Source organism: Pseudomyxococcus flavus (assembly GCF_050038885.1).
Taxonomy (GTDB): Bacteria; Myxococcota; Myxococcia; order Myxococcales; family Myxococcaceae; genus Myxococcus; species Myxococcus flavus.
The window spans coordinates 8,618,221-8,639,127 of the sequence record NZ_CP143624.1; the positions used below are offsets into that span (position 1 = coordinate 8,618,221).

The window sequence follows — 20,907 nt, forward strand, 5'->3', positions numbered from 1 at the left end:
CACCGCACGCCATGACGACGCTCGTCGGCCGCCATATCGGTCGCTATCGCATCCTGGAGCAGCTCGGCTCGGGGGGCATGAGCGTCGTGTACAAGGGGCTCGACACCGCCCTGGACCGCGAGGTGGCGGTGAAGGTGCTGCACCCGCACCTGGCTGGCAAGGACGAGTCGCGCCGGCGGCTGGCCCGTGAGGCCCGCGCGGTGGCCAAGCTGCACCACCCCAACATCCTCGAGGTGTTCGACTTCTCCGCCGCGGACGCGCAGGACGCGTTCATCGTCACCGAGTACATCCGTGGCCAGACGCTGAAGGCCTTCCTCGACGAGGGCCCCATGGATCCGCCGGAGCTGGCGGCCATGGTCATCCACGAGCTGGCCGCGGCCCTGGCGCACGCGCACGAAGCGGGCGTCATCCACCGCGACCTCAAGCCGGAGAACGTCATGGTGCGCGAGGACGGCGTCCTCAAGCTCATGGACTTCGGCATCGCCCGGCTGATGGACATCGAGGAGCGGATGACCGTCACCGGCACGCTGGTGGGCTCGCCCGCGCACATGTCCCCCGAAATCATCGAGGGCCTGGAGGCCGGTCCCCCGGCGGACGTCTTCAGCGTGGGCATCATGTTCTACGCGGCGATGACGGGCCGCCTGCCCTTCCTCGCGCCCAACACCACCGCCACGCTCAAGCGCATCCTGGACGGGGACTATGAGGACCCGCGCCGGCGCGTGCCCGCGCTGTCCGACGAGCTGGCGGACATCTGCGCCATCTGCCTCCAGCGCGACCCGCAGCAGCGCTACCCGGACGCGGCCCGGCTGCGCGACGCGCTCGCGGACTACCTCGCCGGGCTCGGCTTCGCCCGCGTGGGCGAGGAGCTGGTCTCCTTCTTCGCCGACCCGCAGTCGTACCGGAAGCTCGCCCGTCAACGCATCGTCGCGACCCTGCTGGAGCGCAGCGAGCGGCAGCTCGCGGAGAAGCGCACTCCGCGCGCCCTGGCCAGCCTCAACCAGGTGCTCGCGCTGGACGCCACCAACGAGCGGGCGCTCGCGCTCCTCAAGGGCATCCAGCGGACGCAGCGCCTCAAGACCTGGCGGCGCCGGGGCCTGCGGCTGGGAGTGGGCGTGGCCGCCGCGGGCCTGCTGGGCCTGGGCGGCTGGAAGGCCCGGCATGGCACCCATGACGTGGAGGCGCACGAATCCCCGATGACGAGCTCGCCGGGGGACGGCATGGCCTCGAAGCCTCCGTCGGAGCCCGACAGCGCGCCGCTCGCCACCACCGCGCCGCCCCGCGGCCCCGCGGGCGGGGGGCCCGGTGCCCAGGAGAACGCGGGACGGCCCGGCCCGGGCGCGGCACAGCTGACCCGACCCGCGGGGCCACCACCCCGGGCCGTCAAGGCGCCTCCGGGGCCCGGCGGTCTGCCCTCGCGGTCCGAGAGCACGCCGGCCGTCGGCGGCGCCGTCCGCACGGGCACGGCGCGCCCCTCCGCACCGGACGAAGAGGACGCGCCCCGCAAGCCGCTGGTGCGCAAGCTGCCCGTGTCCATCCTCGTGCGGCCCTATGGCAGCATCCGGGTGGATGACGGTGACCTCAGCGCCCAGCCGCTCCAGAAGCACGACGTGGAGATGACGCCGGGGCGCCATACCATCACCATCTCCTGCGACTACTGCGAGGACGTGGTGGACACCATCGACGTGCAGGCCGAGGGCGACAACGTCTTCCACCTGCGCGCCCAGCCCAAGCCCTCGCGCCTGTCGGTCGACTTCGAGCCCGCGGGCGCGCAGGTGCGCGTGGGCGACCAGCTTCGCACCGCGGCGGAGAGCCTGGTGACGCCCTTCGAGGTTCGTTCCCCGCGGGGCCCCGCGGGCTTCCAGCACACCGTGGTGGTGGAGGTCTCCCACCCGGGGTTCGTGCCTGAGCGGCGGGTGGTGCACCTGCGGCCGGGCGAACCCACTACCCTGCGCGGGAGCCTCCGCCCCGAATGAGCCGCTGCCTGCCGCTTCTCCTCATCGCGCTGACGCTGCTCGCTCCGGCCACCCCGTTTGCGCAGGAGGCCGGGGATCCAGAGGTCGCCGCGCTGCGCGCCAGCTTCGAGTACGGCAAGTACGCCGAGGTCCTGGACCGCGCGGGCTCGCGCATCGACCGGGGCGGCCTGGACGAGGACGACCTGGTGGAGCTGCACAAGCTGGCGGGCCTGGCCGCCTTCAACCTCGGACGCACCGAGGACGCCCGCCGTCACCTGCGCGCCCTGCTCCGGTTGGACCCGGACTACAGCCTGGACCCCTTCGTCGTCCCGCCGCCCGCGGTGGCCTTCTTCGACACGCTCAAGGAGGAGATGGACACGGAGCTGGACTTCCTGCGCCAGGAGCGGCGCCTGCGCAAGGAGCGCGAGAAGGCGGAGGCCGAGCGGCGCGAGCGAGAGCGCCTGGAGGCGGAGATGCAGCGCCGCCGCGCCGAGGAGCTGGCGTCCCAGGTCACCGTGCGCACGGTGGAGAAGCGCAACTTCCTGGTCAACTTCGTCCCCTTCGGCGCCGGCCAGTTCCAGCAGGGCCGCACCAGCCTGGGCATCGTCTTCGCCGCCACGGAAGGCGTGCTGGCGGTGACGAGCATCATCTCCTTCTTCGCGTACGAGTCCCTGTTCGAGGAGCGCACCATCGACCTGGACAACGTGCTGGACCCGGACGGCCGGGCCTCCGTCACCGTGCGCTACATCCCCACCAACCGGGCGAAGCAGCGGGACGCGTGGCAGCTGCTCAAGCTGTCCTCGGCCGCCGGCTTCTACGCCATCTACGCCGTGGGCGTGGTGGACGCGCTCTTCCACCATGAGGACCAGGTGGTGCGCAGCACGGTGGAGCCTCGCGCCGAGCAGCCCGAGGCCCCTCCCCAACGCCCCAGCCCCGCGCGAGCGAGCGCGCCGAAGACGCATGCGCGCGTGGGCCTCTACCCGACCTCCGGCGGACTCGGCGCCGGTCTCACCCTCTCCTTCTGACGGAGACTCCCTCCAGGTACGTGAAGCCATGGCCAGCCTCACCGTCCGCACCCCCGATGGAAAGGTCCGTGCGGTCTCCCTGCTCAAGCGCCTCACCAGCATCGGGCGGGGTCCGGACAACGACATCCAGCTCGAGGACGCCTCCGTTCCCTCCAGCGCCCTGCACGTCACCTTCGACGGCACGCGCTACGAGGTCGGCAGCCTGGGCGCCACCTTCCACGTCAACGGCAAGAAGCGCGACGCCCACGCGCTCTCCACGGGTGACGTGGTCCGCGTGGGCCACACCGAGCTCATCTTCGCCCGGGACGACGCCCCCCGCGCACCGGCGCCCGCGCCCACGCCCCGGCCCGAGGTGACGCGGACGTCCAGCCCGGACTCGCACACGGCGGAGCTGCCCGGCGTGCCCGGCCGCGAGCTGCTGCTGCTGCGCCGGCTCACCGCCTTCAGCGAGCGGCTGCTGGGCCTCTACGACCTGGACCGCATCCTGGAGGGCCTCATGGACGAGGCCATCGAGGTGACGCGCGCCGACAAGGGCTTCCTCATCCTCATGGAGAACGGGGAGCCGCGCATCAAGGTGGCGCGCAACGTGGCCCGGGAGAACCTCGAGGACACGGTGGAGAAGGACAAGATCTCCGACTCCATCATCGCCAAGGTCGTGAAGGAGCAGAAGGCGCTCATCGTCGCGGACGCGCTGGACTCGCCGGAGTTCAACAAGAGCGACTCCGTGGTCAACCTGCGCGTCCACTCCGTGCTGTGCGTGCCGCTGATGCAGAAGGGCGACCTCTTCGGCGTCATCTACGTGGGCAACGACCGGCTGGTGAACCGGTTCGAGCCCAAGAGCGCGGACATGCTCACCATCTTCGCGGCCCAGGCGTCGCTCATCCTGCAGAACGCGATGCTGGTGAGCGACCTCAAGCTGGACAACACGGAGCTGCGCCGGAAGCTGGAGGACCAGCGCTACGGCGACATCGTGGGCGCCTGCCAGGGCATGCGCGACGTGTACAAGCGCATCGACAAGATTGCCCCCACGGACATCTCCGTGCTCATCACCGGCGAGACGGGCACCGGCAAGGAGCTCATCGCCCGTGAAATCCACCGGCGCTCACCGCGCGCGAAGGGCCCCTTCGTCACCATCAACTGCGGCGCCATCCCGGAGAACCTGCTGGAGAGCGAGCTGTTCGGCCACGTGAAGGGCGCCTTCACCGGCGCGGTGGCCACCAAGGCCGGCAAGTTCCAGGCGGCCATCGGCGGCACGCTCTTCCTGGACGAGGTGGGCGAGATGCCCCTGCAGCTCCAGGTGAAGCTCCTGCGCGCGCTCCAGGAGAAGGTCGTCTACAAGGTCGGCGACAACCGCGGCGAGCCGGTGGACATCCGCGTGGTGGCCGCCACCAACAAGGTGCTCGAGGACGAGGTGAAGAAGAGCACCTTCCGCGAGGACCTGTACTACCGCCTCAACGTCGTCACCCTGAAGCTGCCGCCCCTGCGCGAGCGCGGCGAGGACGTGGTGGTGCTGGGCCGCTTCTTCCTCCAGAAGTACGCCCGGGAGTTCAGCTCCAAGGCGCGCGGCTTCACCCCCTCCGCCACCGTCTCCATGCGCAAGTACGGCTGGCCGGGCAACATCCGCGAGCTGGAGAACCGGCTGAAGAAGGCGGTGGTGCTGGCGGACAAGCCGCTGCTGGGCCCGGATGACCTGGATTTGAAGCCGGAGAACCTGGAGCCCATCATGCCCCTGCTTCAGGCCAAGGAAGAATTCCAGAAGCGTTACATCAACGAGGTGCTCGCCCGGAACAACGGGAACCGCACCAAGACAGCCAAGGACTTGGGCGTGGATCCGCGGACCATCTTCCGGCATCTGGAGAAGTTGGAAGCGGAGAAGTCGGGACGGCCTTTGCCGCCCGAGGAGGGCGACGAGCTACTCTGAGGGCGCGACTCGCACGGATGATGGAAGCCACGACGCGGCAAGACCCCGGGAGAAGACGGCTGCGGCTGCTGGTGGCCGCGAGCTGCGCCGCATCCGGCTGCCTCATTCCCCAGGACGACACCCTGCTGGACAACGTGCCGGACTTCATGAACCGGCCGCCGCGCATCATCGAGAGCCTGGTGGTGCCCCAGGAGCGCTTCATCCCGGACTTCGGCGAGGAGTCCTGCGACCTCACCTTCGAGGTGGCGGTGGAGGACCCGGACGTGGACGACCGCATCGTCGTCCACTGGTACGTGGACTACAACCCGCAGGACCCGCGTGGCCCCTACCGCCAGTACGAGCTGGCCAACACCCGCGAGCCGCGGCGCTCGGACCGGGGCACGCTGCTCATCAGCCTCGCTTCCGCCAACAACCCGCTGGGCACGCCCGGCCCCCACCTGGTGGAGGCGCTGGTGAGCGACGCGGAGCTGGTGGACCGGGTGGTGCGGCCCCGCCCGGTGCAGTTGCCGGACGGAACCGAGGTGGAGAACCCGGGCTTCGTCGTCACCTACTCGTGGGTGGTGAACACCGTCCAGGGAGACTGCCGGTGAGGCGCGGGCGACAGCTTGCATGGGCGGCGCTGCTGGCCGTGCTGGGCGGCACCGGCTGCATGTTCCTGGAGGAGTCGCCGGACCCGAGCCAGCTCGTCTGCCGCGCGGACACCGACTGCGCGCACAACGAGGTGTGCTTCCCCGACGGGTGTGGTGACCCGGGCCGCGACATCGTGGTGGAGGTGACGCCCAACCCGGATGACGGCCTGCATGCCCAGGACTTCCGGGTGGAGGCCATCCGGCCCGAGCTGGACCTGGCGCTGTTCGGGCCCGCCACGGTGCAGGGCAGCACGGTGCGCGTCACGTCCGCGCCCGGAGAGGGAGGCACCACCACGCGCCCCTACTCCGAGCCGCTCCGCCTGAGCGCCAGCGGCGAGAGCGCGCTGCTGCCCGGCGTGGTGCGCAGCTTCACCGCGCACCTGGTGCCCATCAACGGCCGGTGGGAGCTGCCCGTGGGCACCGGGACGTACACGGTGACGCTCTCCCCGGAGGACCTGGGCCTGCCCCCCGTTCGAGGCTCCGCCACCGTGGAGCCGGGGGGCGCCGTGCCCCTGCCGCTGGTGCTGCCCTCCCCCCACCAGGTGGCGCGGCTGGAGGGCCAGGTGGTGCGCCAGGGCGCCGAGTTGGTGGACGCCGACCTGGAGGTGCAGGCGCTGGATGCGGACCTGACGCCGCTGTCCCAGCGCGTGCCGGTGGCGCGGGCGACGGGGGCCTTCGCGCTGGCCCTGCCCGTGGAAGCCGCCCAGCGGGCCAGCCTGCTCCTGCGGGTGACGGCGGCGGGCGCCCCGTGGGTGCCTCAGAAGACGTTCACCGTGGATCCACGCGAGCCGCTCACCGCCCCCCTGGAGCTGGGCGACGCGGGTGAGCCGGTGCAGGTGTCTGGCCGCATCCTGGCGCGCGACGGCCAGCCAGTGGCCCAGGCCTCGGTGTCCCTGCGGGGCACGGTGGGTGGCGGCGGAACGTTCCAGGGACCCCTGGCCGTCACGGACGCGGAGGGCCGCTTCACGGTGCAGACACTCCCTTCGGCGCCGGGCAGCCGCCTGTCGCTGGTGGTGGTGCCGCCTTCGGGCTCCACCGCCGGCCTGACGGTGCAGGCGGTGGACGTGCCTCGCGGCGGCGCCGTCCTTCCGGACGTCGTCTGCCCGGAGCGGCGCATCCTCCGGGGGACGCTCCTCCAGACGGACAACACGCAGCCAGCGCCGGGCGTGCGCGTGCTCGCGGAGCCCATTGGCCAGGTGCCAGGGTGGCCCCGGCCCCCCGCGGGCGGCGAGTCCCTGGGCACCACGGACGACACCGGCTCCTTCCGGCTGTGGCTGGACCCGGGCATCTACCGGGTGGACTTCATCCCCACGGAGAACCTGCCTCGCGTCAGCCGCGTCGTCACCGTACAGCCGGGGGACGACACGGGCGAGCAGGTGCTGGCCACCTTCCCGCTCCAGCGCGGCCGCACCGTGCGCGGCACGGTGACCGAGGCCGGCCAGGCCGCGCCCTATGCCTCCGTGCGCTTCTACCGGGTGGCGAATCTGGAGGGGAGGCCCTCCTCCGTGCTGCTCTCCCAGACGGTGTCGGACCACCTGGGGCGCTACACCGCGCTGCTGCCCGTGCGCTGAGGCTCAGGGCAGCCGGCCGGCGCCGGGGTTGCGGCCCGCGGTGTCGAGCGCCTCGTGCAGGGCGTCCACCGCGCCGCCGACCTCGCCCGCGTACTGCACCGCATGGATGGCATAGAGGTCCTGCACCCGCACCAGCCGGCGGAACACCTCACGCAGGGAGGCCCGCTCGCGGGAGTCGAGCGCGCACTCGGACTCGCGCACGCGCAGCTTCTGCAGCCACGCGGTGCGGAAGCGCATCCACTCCTGGTCGACGCTCTTCGCGGGGGAGACGTTCACCAGCTTCTCGCGCCCGGACTCCAGCTCCGTCCAGAGAGAGCGCGCGCCGTCCAGGCATTCGCGGTACGTGAGCGCCACGGGGGCGGGCGGCAGCTTGTCCGGCGTCATGGCCGACACCGAGCGGCCGACACACCAGATGAGCCACAGCGAGAACAGCGTGGTGACGGTGATGTAGATCCCATACGCGGCGCCTCGGAAGCGGCGGAAGCGGGGATCTTTCCGGGAGTCGGGAGCGGACACGGGGCCCAGGTCTTACGACCGTGGACCCCGTGTGGCAACGCTTCCGTGTGGCCACCGTCCGGTGGCGGGCCCCTGGCCCCCGGCGGACTACTGGCCGGGCTGGCTGGTGGCCTGCGCCGGGGCGGCGGGCGCGGCGCCGGACTCCGGGTTCATCAGCCGCTTGACGGTGGCGATGCGGCCCCGGAACTGGGACTGGTACTGGCTGTTGAGGTAGGTGCCGGCCGCGTCGCGGGCGACCTCGAGCGCCTTCTCGTACTGGCCCACCTCCTGGTAGGAGTGCGCCAGCAGCAGCATGGCGTAGTCACGCGTCTTCGACTTGCGGTCCCCTTCGACGAAGCGGGCCAGCAGGGGCACCGCCTTCTCGTGGTTGCGCGTGTTGTTGTACGCCGTGCCCAGGAAGAAGGACGCGTCCAGCGCCTGGTCCTGCGGCGGGTTCATGGCCAGGAAGCGCTCCATGTTGGAGATGACGCCGTCCATCTCGTTCTTGCGGAAGGCGATCTTCCCCTGCTCGAACGCGGCGTCACCCACCTCGCGGCGCAGCACGGCGGCGCGGTCGTTGAGGGCCTGGCGCTCCAGGTTGGACAGCCGCGAGGTGTCCAGCTTCACCAAGGCATCGATGCCCTTGAGGCGCTCGTCGCCGGGGAGGCTGGTCATCATCTTGTAGACCTTGTTCGCCTCCTGCTGCACGGACTGGTGCGCCGCGGTGTCCGCGCGCTGCTTCTCCAGCTGACCGGTGAGGTCGGCGACCGTCTTCTCCAGGCGCTCCTTCTCGTTGGTGGCGGCGGAGCTGCGCGCGCTGGTGATCATCAGCGCCGCGCCCACGGAGATGACCGCGAACAGCACGTAGGCCACCGCGGACGACAGCCACTGGCGCTTCTGGAAATCTTCGTGGCGCTTGCCAACCGCCTTCACCTCCGCATGGAGGTTCTTGAGCAGGTTGTCGCTCTTGATGACGAGGTTGCGTGCCTCGACGATCTCACGGCGCAGCTCCGTGAGCTCCTTTTCCACATCCGTCTTCGGCTGGTCTGGCATGGACATCTTCCTAGGCCCGGAAACGATCTCGGCCGATTCACGCATCGTAAGGAGTTCTCCCGGTCATGCGGCGATAATTTCCGCAGCGGAACAGCCCTGCTTCGCCCATGCATTTCCGGAACTGACCTGGCCGCGCCCGGCTCGCCTGCCTCCCCTACAGACTGCCTGAGAGCGGCCGGGATGGCTCGGCGGGAAAGCTGTATGTCACGCCCAGCGAGAGCCAGCTTCCCCCCATGCTGAACGAGCCCACGCGCGCGGTGGAGGGCCCCACCGGGCCTCGCAGGAAGGCGAGCCGATAGTCCGCGGTGATGCCCCACCGGGGCGTCAGCCGCAGGGTGGCCCCCACGTTGGCCATCCAGGCATGGGTGGTGGTCTCCTGGAGCTCCTCGCCCTTTCGCTCCGACGAGGCGAGCGTGGGCCCCGTGAGCAGGCCCGCGTAGGGCACGAGCCCGTGCGGTCCCAGCTGGGGCACGACCGTCTGGAAGCGCAGTCCGATGAGCGCCCCGTAGCCCAGCGTGTCCACCGGGCGGGCCTGGGCGGGCTCGCCCTCGGCGCCGGGCTCGTTCAGGTAGAGGCGGCTCTTCGTGCCGAACAGGTCGATGCCCACCTCCAGCAGGTCGGAGATGGCGTAGGCGAAGGACGCCACCACGATGGGCGCGCCCGTGACCTCCCGTGCGCGCGCCAGGCCCTGGTTGGCCGGGCGCTTGTACCAGCCGTCGTACAGCGTCTTGTTGGGAGTGATGCGCCAGCCGCCCTGGACGGTGATTCGCCCCACCCCGTTGAGCGAGGTGGATACCTCCTCGTCCTCGTAGGTGAAGTCCTGGGCGGCGGCGGGAGCGGAAAGCAGCAGTGCGAGCGGAAGGAGGCGTTGAAGCATCAGGGGCGGCTTGGCGTCAGGGGCGCTTGGGACACAGCGCGATTTCCAGGAAGGTGGTCCGCTGGCGGCGCAGCGACGCCACGAGACAGCGCACCACACACACCGCGCCGAACTCGCGCAGGACCACGCCAAGGTTCGCCACCACGTCCCGCAGGGTGATCACACCGTGCATGTGCCCGCTCCTGTGCGCTGCGGAGGTTGGCCTGGGTGCTACAGGCGTGTGGCGCACCGTAACAGCGAGGGCGGACCCGTCAACTTTCGGGGCGCTCAGCGGGCGCGGCGCTCCAGCTCCAGCAAGGGCATCTCCAGCACCACCACCGTGCCGTGGCTGCAGGTGGGATGGAAGTCGGCGCGGTCGAGCTCGCCGAGCAGCGCGCGGAACTGCGCGTCCGTGAGGGGCACGGCGCCGGCCTGGCGCGCGGCGTGACAGGCCATGACCCGCACCGCCTCCGCCAGGGTGACGGTGTCCAGCTGGGCGCCCTTGGGCGGCAGCGCCCGCGCGAGCGCCTCCAGCAGCGCGCGCGCATCCGCGCCCTCCAGGCCGGGCGGCACCGTCTTCAGCGCCACCGTGGTGCCGCCGAAGGGCTCCACGTCGAAGCCCAGGCGCGCCAGGGCCTCCCGGCCTTCCACCAGCGACTTCGCGATGGGGACGCTCAGCTCCAGCGTGGTGCCGAACAGCGTGGGCGCCGGAGGCGGCTTGCCGGCCTCCAGCGCGCGCAGGTAACCCGTCAGCCGCGCGCGCTCCAGCGCCGCGTGGGGATCCATCACCACCAGCGTGCCGCCGGGCCCTTCACAGACGTGGAAGCGGCCCCCCAGCATGCCCAGGGGCCGCAGCGCGCCGAAGTACCCCGGCGGGGGCGCCTCGTTGAGCTGGGGCTGGGCCTGACCGAAGGCGGGCGCCTGCCCCAGGGCGGCGGCGAAGGGCAATGCCCCGGGGCGCGGGCCCTGCCCCGCCGGCAGCATCGACGGCACACCGCCGGGCCCGGGGCCGGGGGCGTCCATGGCGGTGGGCAGCGGCGCGCCCCAGGCCGCTTCCTGGGCGCGGGTGAGGAAGCGCTCCACGGCGTGGGCGTAGTGGGCGGCGTCCATGGGCTGGCCCGCCTGGGGGGGCGCGCCCTCCACGCCCGAGCCCAGCCACGGCGCGGCGCGCAGCATGCGGTTGAGCGCGGCCGTCACCGCCTCCTGCACCCCCCGGGCGTCGGCGAAGCGGACCTCCTGCTTCTGGGGATGCACGTTGACGTCCACCGCGCGCGGATCCACGTCGATGTGGAGCACCACCACCGGCTGCCGGCCGGCGGCGAGGAAGTCCTGGTACGCCCGCTGGATGGTGCCAATCAGGCCCCGGTCCCGGATGTAGCGGCGGTTGACGAAGGTGTAGAGGCCGCGCGCGTTGTTGAACGTGAACTCGGGCGAGGCGGCATACCCGGTGACGGCCACGCCCAGCCGGCGCTCCTCCACGGGGAACAGATGCGGGTGGGCGGACGAGCCCAGCGCGGCGGCGATGCGCTCGCGCGGGTCATCCGGACAGGCCGCGCTGGAGAAGAGCGTCCCGCCCTCGTGCGACGCGAAGAAGCCGACCTCCGGGTACGCCAGGGCCAGGCGCACCACGGCCTCCTCGGCGTGCTTCAGCTCGGTGTCGCCCCGGCGCAGGAACTTGCGGCGCGCGGGGACGTTGAAGAAGAGGTCCTCCACGGTGATGACGGTGCCCATGCGCGGCGGCGCGTCCTCCACCTCCGCCGGCCCGCCCCCCTCCACCACCACCCGCGTGCCCACCTCCGAGTTCGGGTCGGCGGTGTGAAGTGTGAACCGGGAAACGGATGCGATGGCGGGGATGGCCTCGCCCCGGAACCCCATGGAGTCGATGTGGAACAGGTCGTCCAGCTCGCGCAGCTTGCTGGTGGCATGGCGCTCCAGACAGGCCACGGCGTCGACGCGCCCCATGCCGTGCCCGTCATCGGACACGATGATGCGGTCCACGCCCCCGCCGTCCAGCTCGACGCGGATGGTGCTGGCCCCAGCGTCGATGGAGTTTTCCACCAGCTCCTTCACGACGGACGCGGGGCGCTCCACCACCTCGCCGGCGGCAATCTTGTTGATGAGGACATCACTGAGGCGGGCAATCCGGGACATGACGGCCGGACACCCTCCGCCACCCAGCCGACGTTGTCCAGCAACACCACATGGCTGGCGGCTGACAATCCCAGGCGGCTGGGCTAACACACGACACCGCGTATGGACGTGTCACGACCAGGCAAGGGGCGGCTGCGCGTTGCGGTGACCGGCGCGAGTGGAGACTACGGACGGCTCCTGCTGTCGCGGCTGGAGCAGGACCCGGAGGTGGAGAGCATCCTGGTGCTCGACGTCGCCCGCCCTCCGGACGGCAACGCCAAGATGGAGTTCCACCGGGTGGACCTCACCCGCTACGACGCGGAGAGCGAGCTCACCGACGCGCTCACCGAGCGGCCCGTGGACGCGCTCTACCATCTGGCGTTCCTGTTCGGTCCCATCCGCAACGGCTCCATGGCGCACGAGCTGGAGGTCATCGGCACCATGAACGTGCTGACCGCGGCGGGCCGCTCGCGGCTGCCCCGGTTGGTGGTGCCATCCATGACGGCCGTCTACGGCGCGCGTGGCAACAACCCGGCGATGCTGCGCGAGGACTCCCCCCTGCAGGGTTGCCCGCACAGCCGCTTCGTCACCGACAAGGTCGAGGTGGAGGGCCAGGTGCGTGCCTTCCGCGAGCGGCATCCAGACATGCGCGTGCTGGTGCTGCGCTTCGCGCCGGTGCTCGGCCCCTCGGTGGACAACCCGGCCACGCGGTTCTTGAGGAACCCGGTGGTGCCCACGCTGCTGGGCTTCGACCCGCTCTGGCAGGGCCTGCACGAGGAGGACGCCGCGCGCGCGCTCCACCTGGCGCTGCGCGCGGACACGTCCGGTGAAATCAATGTCGTGGGCCGGGGCGTCATGCCGCTGTCCGGCCTCATCCAGCAAGCGGGAGCCCGGCCGCTCCCCTTGCCGGGGCCCCTGTTCCGAGCCGCGTTGCATGCGCTGGACGCGGTGGGGGCGGGCACGTTGCCCGTGGCCCTGCTCGACTACATCCATTACTCATGGGTCGCGGACGGCGAACGCGCCGAGTCCGCGCTCGGATTCATCCCCCTCCACCATGTCAGGGACGCCGCTGCGGCGCTGAAGAGGAGCTAGTCATGGCCAAGGGTGTCCTTGGGAACGATCCCTTCAAGCGCGGCGCTGCGTCGCGCCCTTCGGAGTCCGGCGCGCCGGAGACCCCGCCCGCGGAGGCCGCGCCGAAGAAGCCGGCGAAGGGCAAGGCCGCGTCCCCGAAGGCGGGAGGCAAGGCTGCGTCCGCCGCGTCCCGGAAGCCCGAGCCACGCAAGGCACCTGGCAAGGCCCGAGGCGGCAAGGCGGCCGCGGCGGACAACCGTCGGAAGGGCGCGAAGGCCCAGGGTGCAGCCCCGGCCAGTGCGCCGCCGCATGCGGCGCCCGCCCGGTCCGAGCCTCGTGAGGAGCTGCCAGCGACCTCCGCACGCGGCGCGAAGACGGGCGCCCCTGCCGAGCACGAGGGCTTCGCGTCCGCCGCGGAAGAGGCCGCCTTGCCACTGCGTGAGCCCGCGGCCGCCACCGAGCCAATCGCGGAGGGCACCGCCGCCGGTCCCGTGAACGAGGCGGGCCCCCGAACGGACAGTCAGCGCGAGGTGGATCATGCGCTGACGGAGGCCCTGGCGTCCGAGGTGGCCGAGGCGTCGGCCACGGCCGCGGTGGAAGAGGCCCTGGGCGGGGAAGCCGGGCAGGACGCGGACGTCGAGCGGTTGATGGCCACGGAGATGGCGACCGAGCTGGCGGAAAGCGCCGTGGAGGCGCTGCTGGAGCAGGGCCCACCGTCACAGCTTCCGGAACAGGAGCGGGAGCTCGCCGTGTCGGTGGCCGCACAGGTGGCGGAGGCCGCCGCGCGCGCCGCTGCCGACGAGATGCGGTCCATCGAGGCAGCGCAAGAGCTGATGGCGGAGGCGCCCGGGACGCAGGGCGCCCCAGAAGCCTCGAGCACGGAGGAGGCGTCAGCGGAAGCGACGTGGACGCACGAGGCCTCGGTCAGCGTCTTGGTGACGGAGGAGTCGGACACCACCGCCGTGGAGCCGGAGGTGGAGCTGCCGGATGCCACGCGCGACGAGTTCCCGCCGGGACGTCGCGGGCCGCTGTCGCTGGTGCCGCCACCCGCGTCCGCGTCCGCCGAAGACGCCGCGCGCGATGCCTTCCCACCGGATGCCGGGCGCAGCAGCCATGAAAACGTCCGCCCCCTGGCGGAGCGCGCCGTCGCGGCCCTGTCGCTGGCGCGGGACATCGCGGGTCAGGCGCTCGCGAGCGAGAGCCTGGGCCGCGCGCTGCTCGCGGTGAGCGGGCTGAAGGACATGGTCCGCGCCGGGCTGGGCACCGGCGGCGGAGCGAACCTCGACGAATACGGTAAGGATCCGGCGCTCGTCGAGCGGCTGGAGCCCGTGCTCGAGTTCCTCTACTCGCAATACTGGCGCGTGGCCGTGCAGGGCGTGGTCCACGTGCCGCAGGGCGCGGCCATCCTGGTGGCCAACCATTCAGGGGCCCTGCCCTACGACGGGCTGGTGATGTCCATGGCGCTCACCCGGGAGCGCCCCGACCTGCGAGAGCCTCGCTGGCTGGTGGAAGACCAGGTCTTCCATGCGCCCGTGCTGGGCACGCTCTTCAACCGCCTGGGTGCGGTGCGCGCCTGCCCGGAGAACGCCCTTCGCCTGCTGGACGAGCACCGCCCGCTCGTCGTCTTCCCCGAGGGCTACCAGGCGCTCAGCAAGCCCTTCGGCGAGCGATACCGGCTCAAGCGCTTCGGCCGCGGCGGCTTCGTGAAGCTGGCGCTGCGCACCGGCGCGCCCATCGTCCCGGTGGCCATCGTCGGCGCGGAGGAGACGTCTCCCCTGCTGGGACGCATCCCCGCCTCGTTCCTGGGCCTGCCCTATGTGCCGCTGACGCCGCTGGGCCCCCTGCCGCTGCCGGCCAAGTGGAGCATCCGCTTCGGCGAGCCCATTGGCGTCGAGGACTTCCCACCGGAGGCGGCGGATGACCTGGGCGAGGTGCAGCGCCTCACGGAGCGCACCCGCGAGGCCATCCAGAGCATGCTGCAGTCGCTGCTGCGCGAGCGCCGCTCCGTGTTCGCTGGCTGAGCGGCCTCCTCGTGCCTCCGCCCGGTGCAGGCGCCCGGGCGGCCGCGCGACCGGGGGGCCGGGCCATCAGCCCACGACGCGGTTGCGGCCCGTCGTCTTCGCCTCGAAGAGCTTCTCGTCGGCGTCGCGCACCAGCTCACCGGGCTCCCGGTGGAACGGCTCCAGCACCGCGAGCCCCACCGAGACGGTGACGGGAATCACCTGCCGGTCGAACTCGAAGCGCTGCTTCTCCACCAGCCGCCGCACCTTCTCCGCGAGCTGCCGCGTGCCCGCCAGCGACACCTCCGGCAGGAGGATGGCGAACTCCTCCCCGCCGTAGCGCGCGAACACGTCCTCGCGGCGGATCTTCGTACGCACGGTGGACGCGAGCTGCTTGAGCACCGAATCCCCCGCCAGGTGCCCGAACTTGTCGTTCACCGCCTTGAAGTGGTCGATGTCCAGCAGCACCAGCGACAGCATGCGCTCGTAGCGGCGGCTGCGCGAAATCTCCCGGTCCAGCTGCTCGTCGAAGTAGCGGCGGTTGTAGATCTGCGTCAGGCCGTCCATGGTGGTCAGCCGGTAGATCTCGTCATGGTACGCCGCCTCGATGTTGCCACCGGCGATGTACTTGAAAATGGTCCGGCCAATCTTCACCAGGTCGCCGTTGCGCAGCTCGCGGCCGCCTTCCACCAGCTCGTCGTTGATGAACGTGCCGTTGGTGGACCCGAGGTCGCGGATGCGCACACCCTCACGCGTGTTGGTGATGCTGGCGTGGTTGCGGCTGACCGACTCCTGATCGATCTGGATGTCCGCCTTCGAGGAACGCCCGATGAGGGTCTCCTCCGACGTGAGGTCGAACTTGCGCCCCAGGTCCAGGCCGTAGATCACCACCAGCGCCGCGTCGAGGTTGACCGGCCGGTCGGAGATCTTCGAGATGACCGTGACGACCGTCTCCTTCTGCACCTTGCCTCCCGGGGCCGCAACGCTACCACCCTGCAAATCAAGAAAGCGAGCCAGAGCACGGGAAGCCGGGTGGGTTCCCCGCAACTCGGGCGCCCTGCCCATCAGGGGATGTCCACTCGCCGCGTGGCGGTGACGAGCGGGCGCAGGGCGTCGCCGTCGGAGTCCACCAGGGTGGCCACCAGCGTCACGTCCAGGCCCGAGCACTCCGCGGGCAGTTCCAGCTCCACCTCACCCCGTCCGGGCGCAATGGGCTCGGCGCTCGTCAGCACCTGGCCTTCGCAGCCGCTGCCTCCCCGCAGGGTGACGCGCACCGCGCCCTGCCCTGTCGGCGCGCTGCCCAGCCGGAATCCGGAGATGCCGACCCGTACCGCGCTGCCGCGCGCCAGGCGCTGGCCATCCGCCTCGGGGTGCCGCCAGACCACCTCCGGCCGGCCCAGGCGCAGCACGGAGATGGCGTCCAGCAGGTCGGCGAGCCGCTCCATGCCCGGCCCGTCCGCCGCCGCCAGTACGGCCGGCCCGTCACCCTCGCGGCGCGCCAACCCGCTCGCGCGCAGGACCTCCACGTGGAGCCGCGAGCGGCCGCCCAGGAGCACGGAGTCATACGTGCGGTCCTCGACACCCAGGGGGGGACGCGGCACCCGCACGCCATCCTCCGTGTCGTCGGGGGTCATCAGCACCGTCCAGCGCCGGCCGGCGCGGGTGCTGAACTCGGCCCGCACCAGGCTGGCGCGCGGGTCCACCGTGGCCTTGAGCTCTCGGCCTTCGAGGCCCTGGTAGGGGTCGCCGTCGAAGTTGTAGCGAGCCGATTCGGGGATGGCGAGGAAGCCCACCCCCGCGTCCACGGGCTGGTGGCCCTCCGGGTCGAACCGGGGGCCGGGCAGTCCCACGACGAGCGTGCTCGTGGCCACCGAGCCATCCGACGCCTGCGAACCCGCCGCCGTCACCACCAGCCGGTAGGGTTGCCCCTCCAGGCCCTGGTGCGCGGGCGCCATGCGCACCGCCACCTGCCCCGGCCGACCCAGCCGCGCATCGGCATCCGTGTTCGGATCCGCCGGCGACACATTGGCCGCGGCGCCCAGCCCCAGGGGCACCATGCCCCGGCCCGGCACCGACACCGTGGCCAGCACGTAGGCCCGCGCCAGGTACGCGCCCTGGTATTGAGGAAGTGGCGGTACCCGCACCGCGAAGGGGAAGGACAGCCGCACGCCCGGAGCGTCCGGCGCGAACGGCAGCGGCTGCGCGTACTCGACGGCGCTCAGGTCCGGCTCGCCGGTGCCGATGCCCGGCGTGGGCGCCAGCGTGAAGCGCGCATCACGCGTCAACGTCGAGTAGAAGCCCGTCGAGCCCGGCAGCAGGCGCCCCAGTTGCAACAGCGGGTCCACTCCCGGCTGCAGCACGATGAGCGGCAGCTCCTTCAACGGCACCGCCCCCGTCAGGGCCCACGCCGTTCGGGTCCCGCAGGCACCGCTGCGAATGGCCTGCTCTACGTCCCCCACACCGGGCAGCGAGCTGTCGCATACACCCGCGATGCCCGGGGCCGCGACCTCGGGCGCGGCGCTGCCCGTCAGCCAGAGCGCGCTGCCCGAGGGAAGCGACACCGAGGACGGCCCCTGGCCTATGGGGAGCGCCACCTCCCGCTCGGGGCCCAGCAAGGACTCGGACGACAGCTCCGACGGCAGGCCAGGCACTGACAGGCCCGTGAGCCCCATGCGAAGCGACGTCGATGTCGTGAACGTCTGGTCCACCGCGGGGAAGGTGCCCTGGACACCGCCGAAGCGGTCCAGCGGGTTGCGCCGGAGCGCCAGCCGCACGTCGCGGAAGCGGCTGGCGTCGTGGCGCGCCAGCGTCAGGTAACCGTAGTCCGGGTGATAGGCCGTCAGCCCCACCTCGCCGGACGCGGGCACCCAGGTGGCGCCCTCCGCGTTCGTCACGAGCGCGCCCGTCAGCTCGCCGTCATCGTCCGACACCGCCACCAGCGCCAGGGGCACCGGGCGGCCCGTCAGCGCGTCCACCACCACCACCCGCACCCCGCCCGGCGGCACCTCCGGTGGGAGGACGGTGACGCGGGCCTGGCAGGAGGCGCGGCCCACCCGGACCGCCACGGCGGCGTGCTCGGAGGCGGGTTCGGCCAGGACGAAGGTCCCCGCCGCGCCGGAGCCGCTCCCCACCACGGACGAAGTCAGCGCCTCCCACGCGATGCCATCGCGCAGCACCACGGGGCGGCCGCTCGCATCCCGCACCCACACGCGGAAGTCCACGGACAACCCCGGGCTGCCGACGACGACGTCCGGCGTCACCTCGCAGGCCTCCGCCAGCGACGCCGAAGGCGGCGGTCCGCAGGCCCCGTCCCGGCACACACCGTCTTCGCCGCAGTCCGAGTCGGTGGCGCACACCGCGGGCACGCACCGGTTCATGTCGCACTGGCAGCCCATGCCACCGCTCTTGTCGCACACGGCCAGGGCATGGAGGCCCCGGCGTTCTCCGCGGCAGTCCTCGCGCGTGCGGCAGGCGGCCTCGCAGCGCGAGGTGGTCGTGTCGCAGATGAACAGGTCTGGATCCGGGCAGTCCTGGTCGACGGCACAGAAGCCACTTGGGGGGGGCGGCCCCCCGGGGACCGAGTAGCCCTCATCCATGGCGCCACAGCCGCTCACACACAGCAGCACGCAGGCCAGGCAAGCCAGTCGGGAGAAACGGGGGGTGGGACTCATACGGACACGGCTCCGGGGGGACCGTCCGCGACCTTACAGGCAGGCCGCGCGCTGCGCGACGGTACGCGGCGCCGGCCGCCGCCCTTCATGCGCCACTATACCCCGTCCGCCCGCCAGGCGCCCCTCCCGTGCAAGGGATGGTTGGCTTTCGGATTTCCCGGATGGATGATCGGCCCTCATGGCCCGCGGCGAGCCCAAGTCCCTGGAAAACCTCCTCCCTCGTGTCCTGGCGCGCCTCGCCGGTGAGTCCGGCAAGGGGCACCCCCTGGCGCCCGTGTGGGCGGCGGTGGTGGGGCCCCACCTGGCCCGGCACACCACGCCCCAGGCGCTGCATGGCACCACCCTGGTGGTGGCGGTGACGGGCGCCGAGTGGGCGCGCTCACTCGAGTCGGAGGCCGCCTCGCTGTGCGAGCGGCTCAACGCGCGGCTCGGCCCGGGCACGGTGACGGCGCTCACCTTCACCTTCGGGGTGAGCCGCCGATGATGGCCCTGTTGGTGCTGGGGGTCTTGCTCGCGGCGGCGCCTCCCACGACGGACGCCATGGAGCGCAGCGCCGCCCAGCACGTCGGCCGCGAGTTCGAGCGCGTGGGACGGCGCGTCCCGGTGGAGGACCCGAAGCTGTCCACCGCAGCCCGGCGTCTGGCCCGCGAGGTCCTCACAGACTACACCACGGGCGCCCCCGGCCTCTTCACCCTCACCCGCGCCGTCAGCGACGCGGGGGCCGCCGACCCGTCGCCGCGCACGCTCGTCATCCGGGCCTGGGTGCCACGCCACGCCATCGAGACCTTCCTCGACCGCGATGACTTCAACGGTGAGCGCGCGTCGCACTTCGGCGTCGGCGTGGCGGTGAAGGCCGAGCGCGCGGCCCTGGTGCTGCTCCTCGTGGACCGCAAGGCGGACCTCCAGCCCTTCCCACGCAAACTCGAGGAGGGCGAGCCCGCTGCGCGGACGCTCTGCGGCACCCTGGTGTCCCCCCTGCGCCAGGCGGAGGTGTATGCCACCTGGCCGGACGGCACCGTGCACCTGGTTCCCGTCCAGAAGCGAACACCCCGGGGCGGCTTCTGCAGCCGGCTGACCTTCGCCATGCACGGCACCTACACGCTGGAGGTGGTGGGCCGCGCGGAAGGTGGGCCGGAGGTGGCGGCCCTCTTCCTGGTGGACCATGGCACCCCCGGGACGCGCAGCGCGAGCGATGACGCGGCCGAGCCCACCACCCTGGAGGATGCCCGTGGGGCGCTGTACGAGCGCATCAACGCCCTGCGCCGCGCCCACGGCGTCCCCGAGCTCTCACCGGATGCGGTGCTGGAGCGCGTGGCCCTGGACTACAGCACCCGCATGGCGAAGGAGGGCTTCTTCGCGCACATCGCCCCGGACGGCTCCACGCTGGCGAAGCGGCTGCCGTCCACGGCGCGCTACGTGCGCGCGGGGGAGAACCTGGGCCTGGCCGCGGGCCCGCTGGCGGCCCACTTCGGCATCGAGCACAGCCCCGGCCACCGCCGCAACCTGCTGGACCCGGGCTTCCGCTACATGGGCGTGGGCGTGGCCTTCCACACCGTGAACGGGCGCCAGGAGGCCATCCTCACCGAGGTCTTCACCGTCGCGCCCCCGGCCACGCCGGAGCTGGCGGACCCGCAGCAGGAGGCGTACGACACGCTGAGCCGGCTGCGCGCCTCGCGCAAGCTGCCGCCGCTGACTCGCAACGCGGCGCTGGAGGCGCTGGCGCGCGCCCATGCGCGACGGGCCCTGGAGCTGGACCAGCCCTCCGCCCAGCCCGGTGAGGCCCCCGTGCACGACCGCGTCTTCGAGGTGCTGCCCGACGCGGGCACCGCTTCGGTGGACTTCTTCGTGGTGTCGGACCCCACGGCGATTCCGGAGTCCCGCAGCCTGGCCGACGCCACCAACAACCGCGTGGGCGTCGGCGTCGTCCGAGGAGACTCCCGCCGCTTCGGGACCAATCAGTACTGGGTGGCCGTCATCTACGCGGCCGTCCCCTGAAAACCCGCACGGCACGGCCCGTGCGGGTGTGCGCCTCGCCATCTCCGCGGGGACGGGAACCCCTGGCTCAGACGGGCCGACGCTGCGTCGCGTAGGCCTCGAGCCCCATCTGCGGCGGTGCCACCTGCTGATACATCGGGCACTTCATGCAGGTGAACGACTGCCATCCCCGCCGGACGGCTTCATCCAGGCAGTTGTCATACTGATGGCAGTTGAGATTGCGGTGGGTCTCGACGCCGGCACGCTTGGGCCCGGCTTCGGGGTTGATGGTTTGTGGCAGATCGGCTGGACACGGCTTCATGAAGCCCTCCCTCTGAACTGTTTCCCCCCCGAGCGCTGTGAACGAGCAGTGCTACCTGACGACAACGACTGGACCCGCCAGACAGTGGCGGACCGGAGTGGCGCTGAGCGGCGGCGCAAGGTAGTGATTCACTCCGGGTGACGCAATGGGTCGGCAGTTCCTACCCAAGTGCACGTAATCGCCTGGACGCTTTCAGCGAATGACATCTGGTGCTGAACAGTCAGGACTGGCCCGACG

General features: G+C 71.9%; 17 protein-coding genes. 9 read left to right on the forward strand and 8 right to left on the reverse strand.

Going from position 1 to position 20,907, the window contains the following annotated elements; translation table 11 throughout:
- The first annotated feature begins 11 nt into the window (after positions 1 to 11).
- The 5 genes from VZL07_RS35750 to VZL07_RS35770 are packed head-to-tail and all read left to right on the forward strand — an operon-like array spanning position 12 to position 7,098.
- Positions 12 to 1,973, forward strand: a complete 1,962-nt coding sequence (locus VZL07_RS35750) for a protein kinase domain-containing protein (protein ID WP_426752423.1) — start codon at positions 12 to 14, stop codon at positions 1,971 to 1,973.
- The gene (locus tag VZL07_RS35755; protein WP_426752424.1) at positions 1,970 to 2,977 is read left to right on the forward strand and encodes a hypothetical protein; all 1,008 of its coding nucleotides are present in this window, start codon (positions 1,970 to 1,972) and stop codon (positions 2,975 to 2,977) included. The genes VZL07_RS35750 and VZL07_RS35755 overlap by 4 nt, the downstream gene beginning before the upstream one ends.
- Positions 2,978 to 3,005: 28 nt before the next feature.
- Complete coding sequence (locus VZL07_RS35760; protein ID WP_426752425.1) at positions 3,006 to 4,898, forward strand: sigma 54-interacting transcriptional regulator; 1,893 nt, start codon at positions 3,006 to 3,008, stop codon at positions 4,896 to 4,898.
- Between the two features lie 17 nt (positions 4,899 to 4,915).
- The gene (locus VZL07_RS35765) at positions 4,916 to 5,488 is read left to right on the forward strand and encodes a hypothetical protein (protein ID WP_426752426.1); all 573 of its coding nucleotides are present in this window, start codon (positions 4,916 to 4,918) and stop codon (positions 5,486 to 5,488) included.
- Positions 5,485 to 7,098: a carboxypeptidase regulatory-like domain-containing protein gene (locus VZL07_RS35770; RefSeq protein WP_426752427.1), complete on the forward strand. Its 1,614-nt coding sequence runs from the start codon at positions 5,485 to 5,487 to the stop codon at positions 7,096 to 7,098. Before VZL07_RS35765 ends, VZL07_RS35770 begins: the two co-directional genes overlap by 4 nt.
- A 3-nt stretch (positions 7,099 to 7,101) precedes the next feature.
- Here VZL07_RS35770 and VZL07_RS35775 read toward each other — a convergent pair whose 3' ends face one another.
- The 5 genes from VZL07_RS35775 to mutL form a co-directional block, all read right to left on the reverse strand.
- Positions 7,102 to 7,614: a hypothetical protein gene (locus tag VZL07_RS35775; protein WP_426752428.1), complete on the reverse strand. Its 513-nt coding sequence runs from the start codon at positions 7,612 to 7,614 to the stop codon at positions 7,102 to 7,104.
- A gap of 87 nt (positions 7,615 to 7,701) precedes the next feature.
- Complete coding sequence (locus tag VZL07_RS35780; protein ID WP_426752429.1) at positions 7,702 to 8,691, reverse strand: tetratricopeptide repeat protein; 990 nt, start codon at positions 8,689 to 8,691, stop codon at positions 7,702 to 7,704.
- A 109-nt stretch (positions 8,692 to 8,800) separates the two neighbouring features.
- Entirely contained in the window at positions 8,801 to 9,523 is a 723-nt protein-coding gene (locus tag VZL07_RS35785) for a hypothetical protein (protein WP_426752430.1), read from the reverse strand.
- A 16-nt stretch (positions 9,524 to 9,539) separates the two neighbouring features.
- Positions 9,540 to 9,695: a hypothetical protein gene (locus tag VZL07_RS35790; protein WP_002636470.1), complete on the reverse strand. Its 156-nt coding sequence runs from the start codon at positions 9,693 to 9,695 to the stop codon at positions 9,540 to 9,542.
- Between the two features lie 95 nt (positions 9,696 to 9,790).
- Positions 9,791 to 11,653, reverse strand: coding sequence for a DNA mismatch repair endonuclease MutL (gene mutL, locus VZL07_RS35795; RefSeq protein WP_426752431.1), 1,863 nt, complete (start codon positions 11,651 to 11,653; stop codon positions 9,791 to 9,793).
- A gap of 102 nt (positions 11,654 to 11,755) precedes the next feature.
- Here mutL and VZL07_RS35800 point away from each other — a divergent pair, with 102 nt between their 5' ends.
- Together VZL07_RS35800 and VZL07_RS35805 are read left to right on the forward strand one after the other, a co-directional pair.
- The gene (locus VZL07_RS35800) at positions 11,756 to 12,724 is read left to right on the forward strand and encodes an SDR family oxidoreductase (protein WP_426752432.1); all 969 of its coding nucleotides are present in this window, start codon (positions 11,756 to 11,758) and stop codon (positions 12,722 to 12,724) included.
- Positions 12,725 to 12,726: 2 nt separating this feature from the next.
- The gene (locus tag VZL07_RS35805) at positions 12,727 to 14,724 is read left to right on the forward strand and encodes a 1-acyl-sn-glycerol-3-phosphate acyltransferase (RefSeq protein WP_426752433.1); all 1,998 of its coding nucleotides are present in this window, start codon (positions 12,727 to 12,729) and stop codon (positions 14,722 to 14,724) included.
- Positions 14,725 to 14,790: 66 nt separating this feature from the next.
- Here the strand turns inward: VZL07_RS35805 and VZL07_RS35810 are convergent, their stop codons facing one another.
- Together VZL07_RS35810 and VZL07_RS35815 are read right to left on the reverse strand one after the other, a co-directional pair.
- Positions 14,791 to 15,666, reverse strand: coding sequence for a diguanylate cyclase (locus VZL07_RS35810; RefSeq protein WP_426752434.1), 876 nt, complete (start codon positions 15,664 to 15,666; stop codon positions 14,791 to 14,793).
- Positions 15,667 to 15,767: 101 nt separating this feature from the next.
- Positions 15,768 to 18,374, reverse strand: coding sequence for a carboxypeptidase regulatory-like domain-containing protein (locus tag VZL07_RS35815; protein ID WP_426752435.1), 2,607 nt, complete (start codon positions 18,372 to 18,374; stop codon positions 15,768 to 15,770).
- A gap of 178 nt (positions 18,375 to 18,552) precedes the next feature.
- On the opposite strand from VZL07_RS35815, the gene VZL07_RS35820 reads away from it, so the two are divergent.
- Both VZL07_RS35820 and VZL07_RS35825 read left to right on the forward strand, forming a co-directional pair.
- Positions 18,553 to 18,858 (forward strand): DciA family protein, encoded by a 306-nt coding sequence (locus tag VZL07_RS35820; RefSeq protein ID WP_426752436.1) that lies wholly within the window; start codon positions 18,553 to 18,555, stop codon positions 18,856 to 18,858.
- Positions 18,855 to 20,369 carry a CAP domain-containing protein gene (locus VZL07_RS35825; protein WP_426752437.1) on the forward strand — a complete coding sequence of 505 codons (1,515 nt, stop codon included), beginning with the start codon at positions 18,855 to 18,857 and terminating at the stop codon, positions 20,367 to 20,369. The genes VZL07_RS35820 and VZL07_RS35825 overlap by 4 nt, the downstream gene beginning before the upstream one ends.
- A gap of 67 nt (positions 20,370 to 20,436) precedes the next feature.
- Here the strand turns inward: VZL07_RS35825 and VZL07_RS35830 are convergent, their stop codons facing one another.
- Complete coding sequence (locus VZL07_RS35830; RefSeq protein ID WP_002636478.1) at positions 20,437 to 20,670, reverse strand: hypothetical protein; 234 nt, start codon at positions 20,668 to 20,670, stop codon at positions 20,437 to 20,439.
- Between the last annotated feature and the right edge of the window lie 237 nt (positions 20,671 to 20,907).

What these genes read in the sequence shown, in the direction of transcription:
- VZL07_RS35790 (WP_002636470.1), bottom strand. Translation starts at nt 9,695, where the DNA reads ATGCACGGTGTGATCACCCTGCGGGACGTGGTGGCGAACCTTGGCGTG.
- VZL07_RS35820 (WP_426752436.1), top strand. Translation starts at nt 18,553, where the DNA reads ATGGCCCGCGGCGAGCCCAAGTCCCTGGAAAACCTCCTCCCTCGTGTC.
- VZL07_RS35800 (WP_426752432.1), top strand. Translation starts at nt 11,756, where the DNA reads ATGGACGTGTCACGACCAGGCAAGGGGCGGCTGCGCGTTGCGGTGACC.
- VZL07_RS35805 (WP_426752433.1), top strand. Translation starts at nt 12,727, where the DNA reads ATGGCCAAGGGTGTCCTTGGGAACGATCCCTTCAAGCGCGGCGCTGCG.
- VZL07_RS35755 (WP_426752424.1), top strand. Translation starts at nt 1,970, where the DNA reads ATGAGCCGCTGCCTGCCGCTTCTCCTCATCGCGCTGACGCTGCTCGCT.
- VZL07_RS35825 (WP_426752437.1), top strand. Translation starts at nt 18,855, where the DNA reads ATGATGGCCCTGTTGGTGCTGGGGGTCTTGCTCGCGGCGGCGCCTCCC.
- VZL07_RS35780 (WP_426752429.1), bottom strand. Translation starts at nt 8,691, where the DNA reads ATGCGTGAATCGGCCGAGATCGTTTCCGGGCCTAGGAAGATGTCCATG.
- VZL07_RS35815 (WP_426752435.1), bottom strand. Translation starts at nt 18,374, where the DNA reads ATGAGTCCCACCCCCCGTTTCTCCCGACTGGCTTGCCTGGCCTGCGTG.
- VZL07_RS35785 (WP_426752430.1), bottom strand. Translation starts at nt 9,523, where the DNA reads ATGCTTCAACGCCTCCTTCCGCTCGCACTGCTGCTTTCCGCTCCCGCC.
- VZL07_RS35750 (WP_426752423.1), top strand. Translation starts at nt 12, where the DNA reads ATGACGACGCTCGTCGGCCGCCATATCGGTCGCTATCGCATCCTGGAG.
- VZL07_RS35760 (WP_426752425.1), top strand. Translation starts at nt 3,006, where the DNA reads ATGGCCAGCCTCACCGTCCGCACCCCCGATGGAAAGGTCCGTGCGGTC.
- mutL (WP_426752431.1), bottom strand. Translation starts at nt 11,653, where the DNA reads ATGTCCCGGATTGCCCGCCTCAGTGATGTCCTCATCAACAAGATTGCC.
- VZL07_RS35830 (WP_002636478.1), bottom strand. Translation starts at nt 20,670, where the DNA reads ATGAAGCCGTGTCCAGCCGATCTGCCACAAACCATCAACCCCGAAGCC.
- VZL07_RS35765 (WP_426752426.1), top strand. Translation starts at nt 4,916, where the DNA reads ATGATGGAAGCCACGACGCGGCAAGACCCCGGGAGAAGACGGCTGCGG.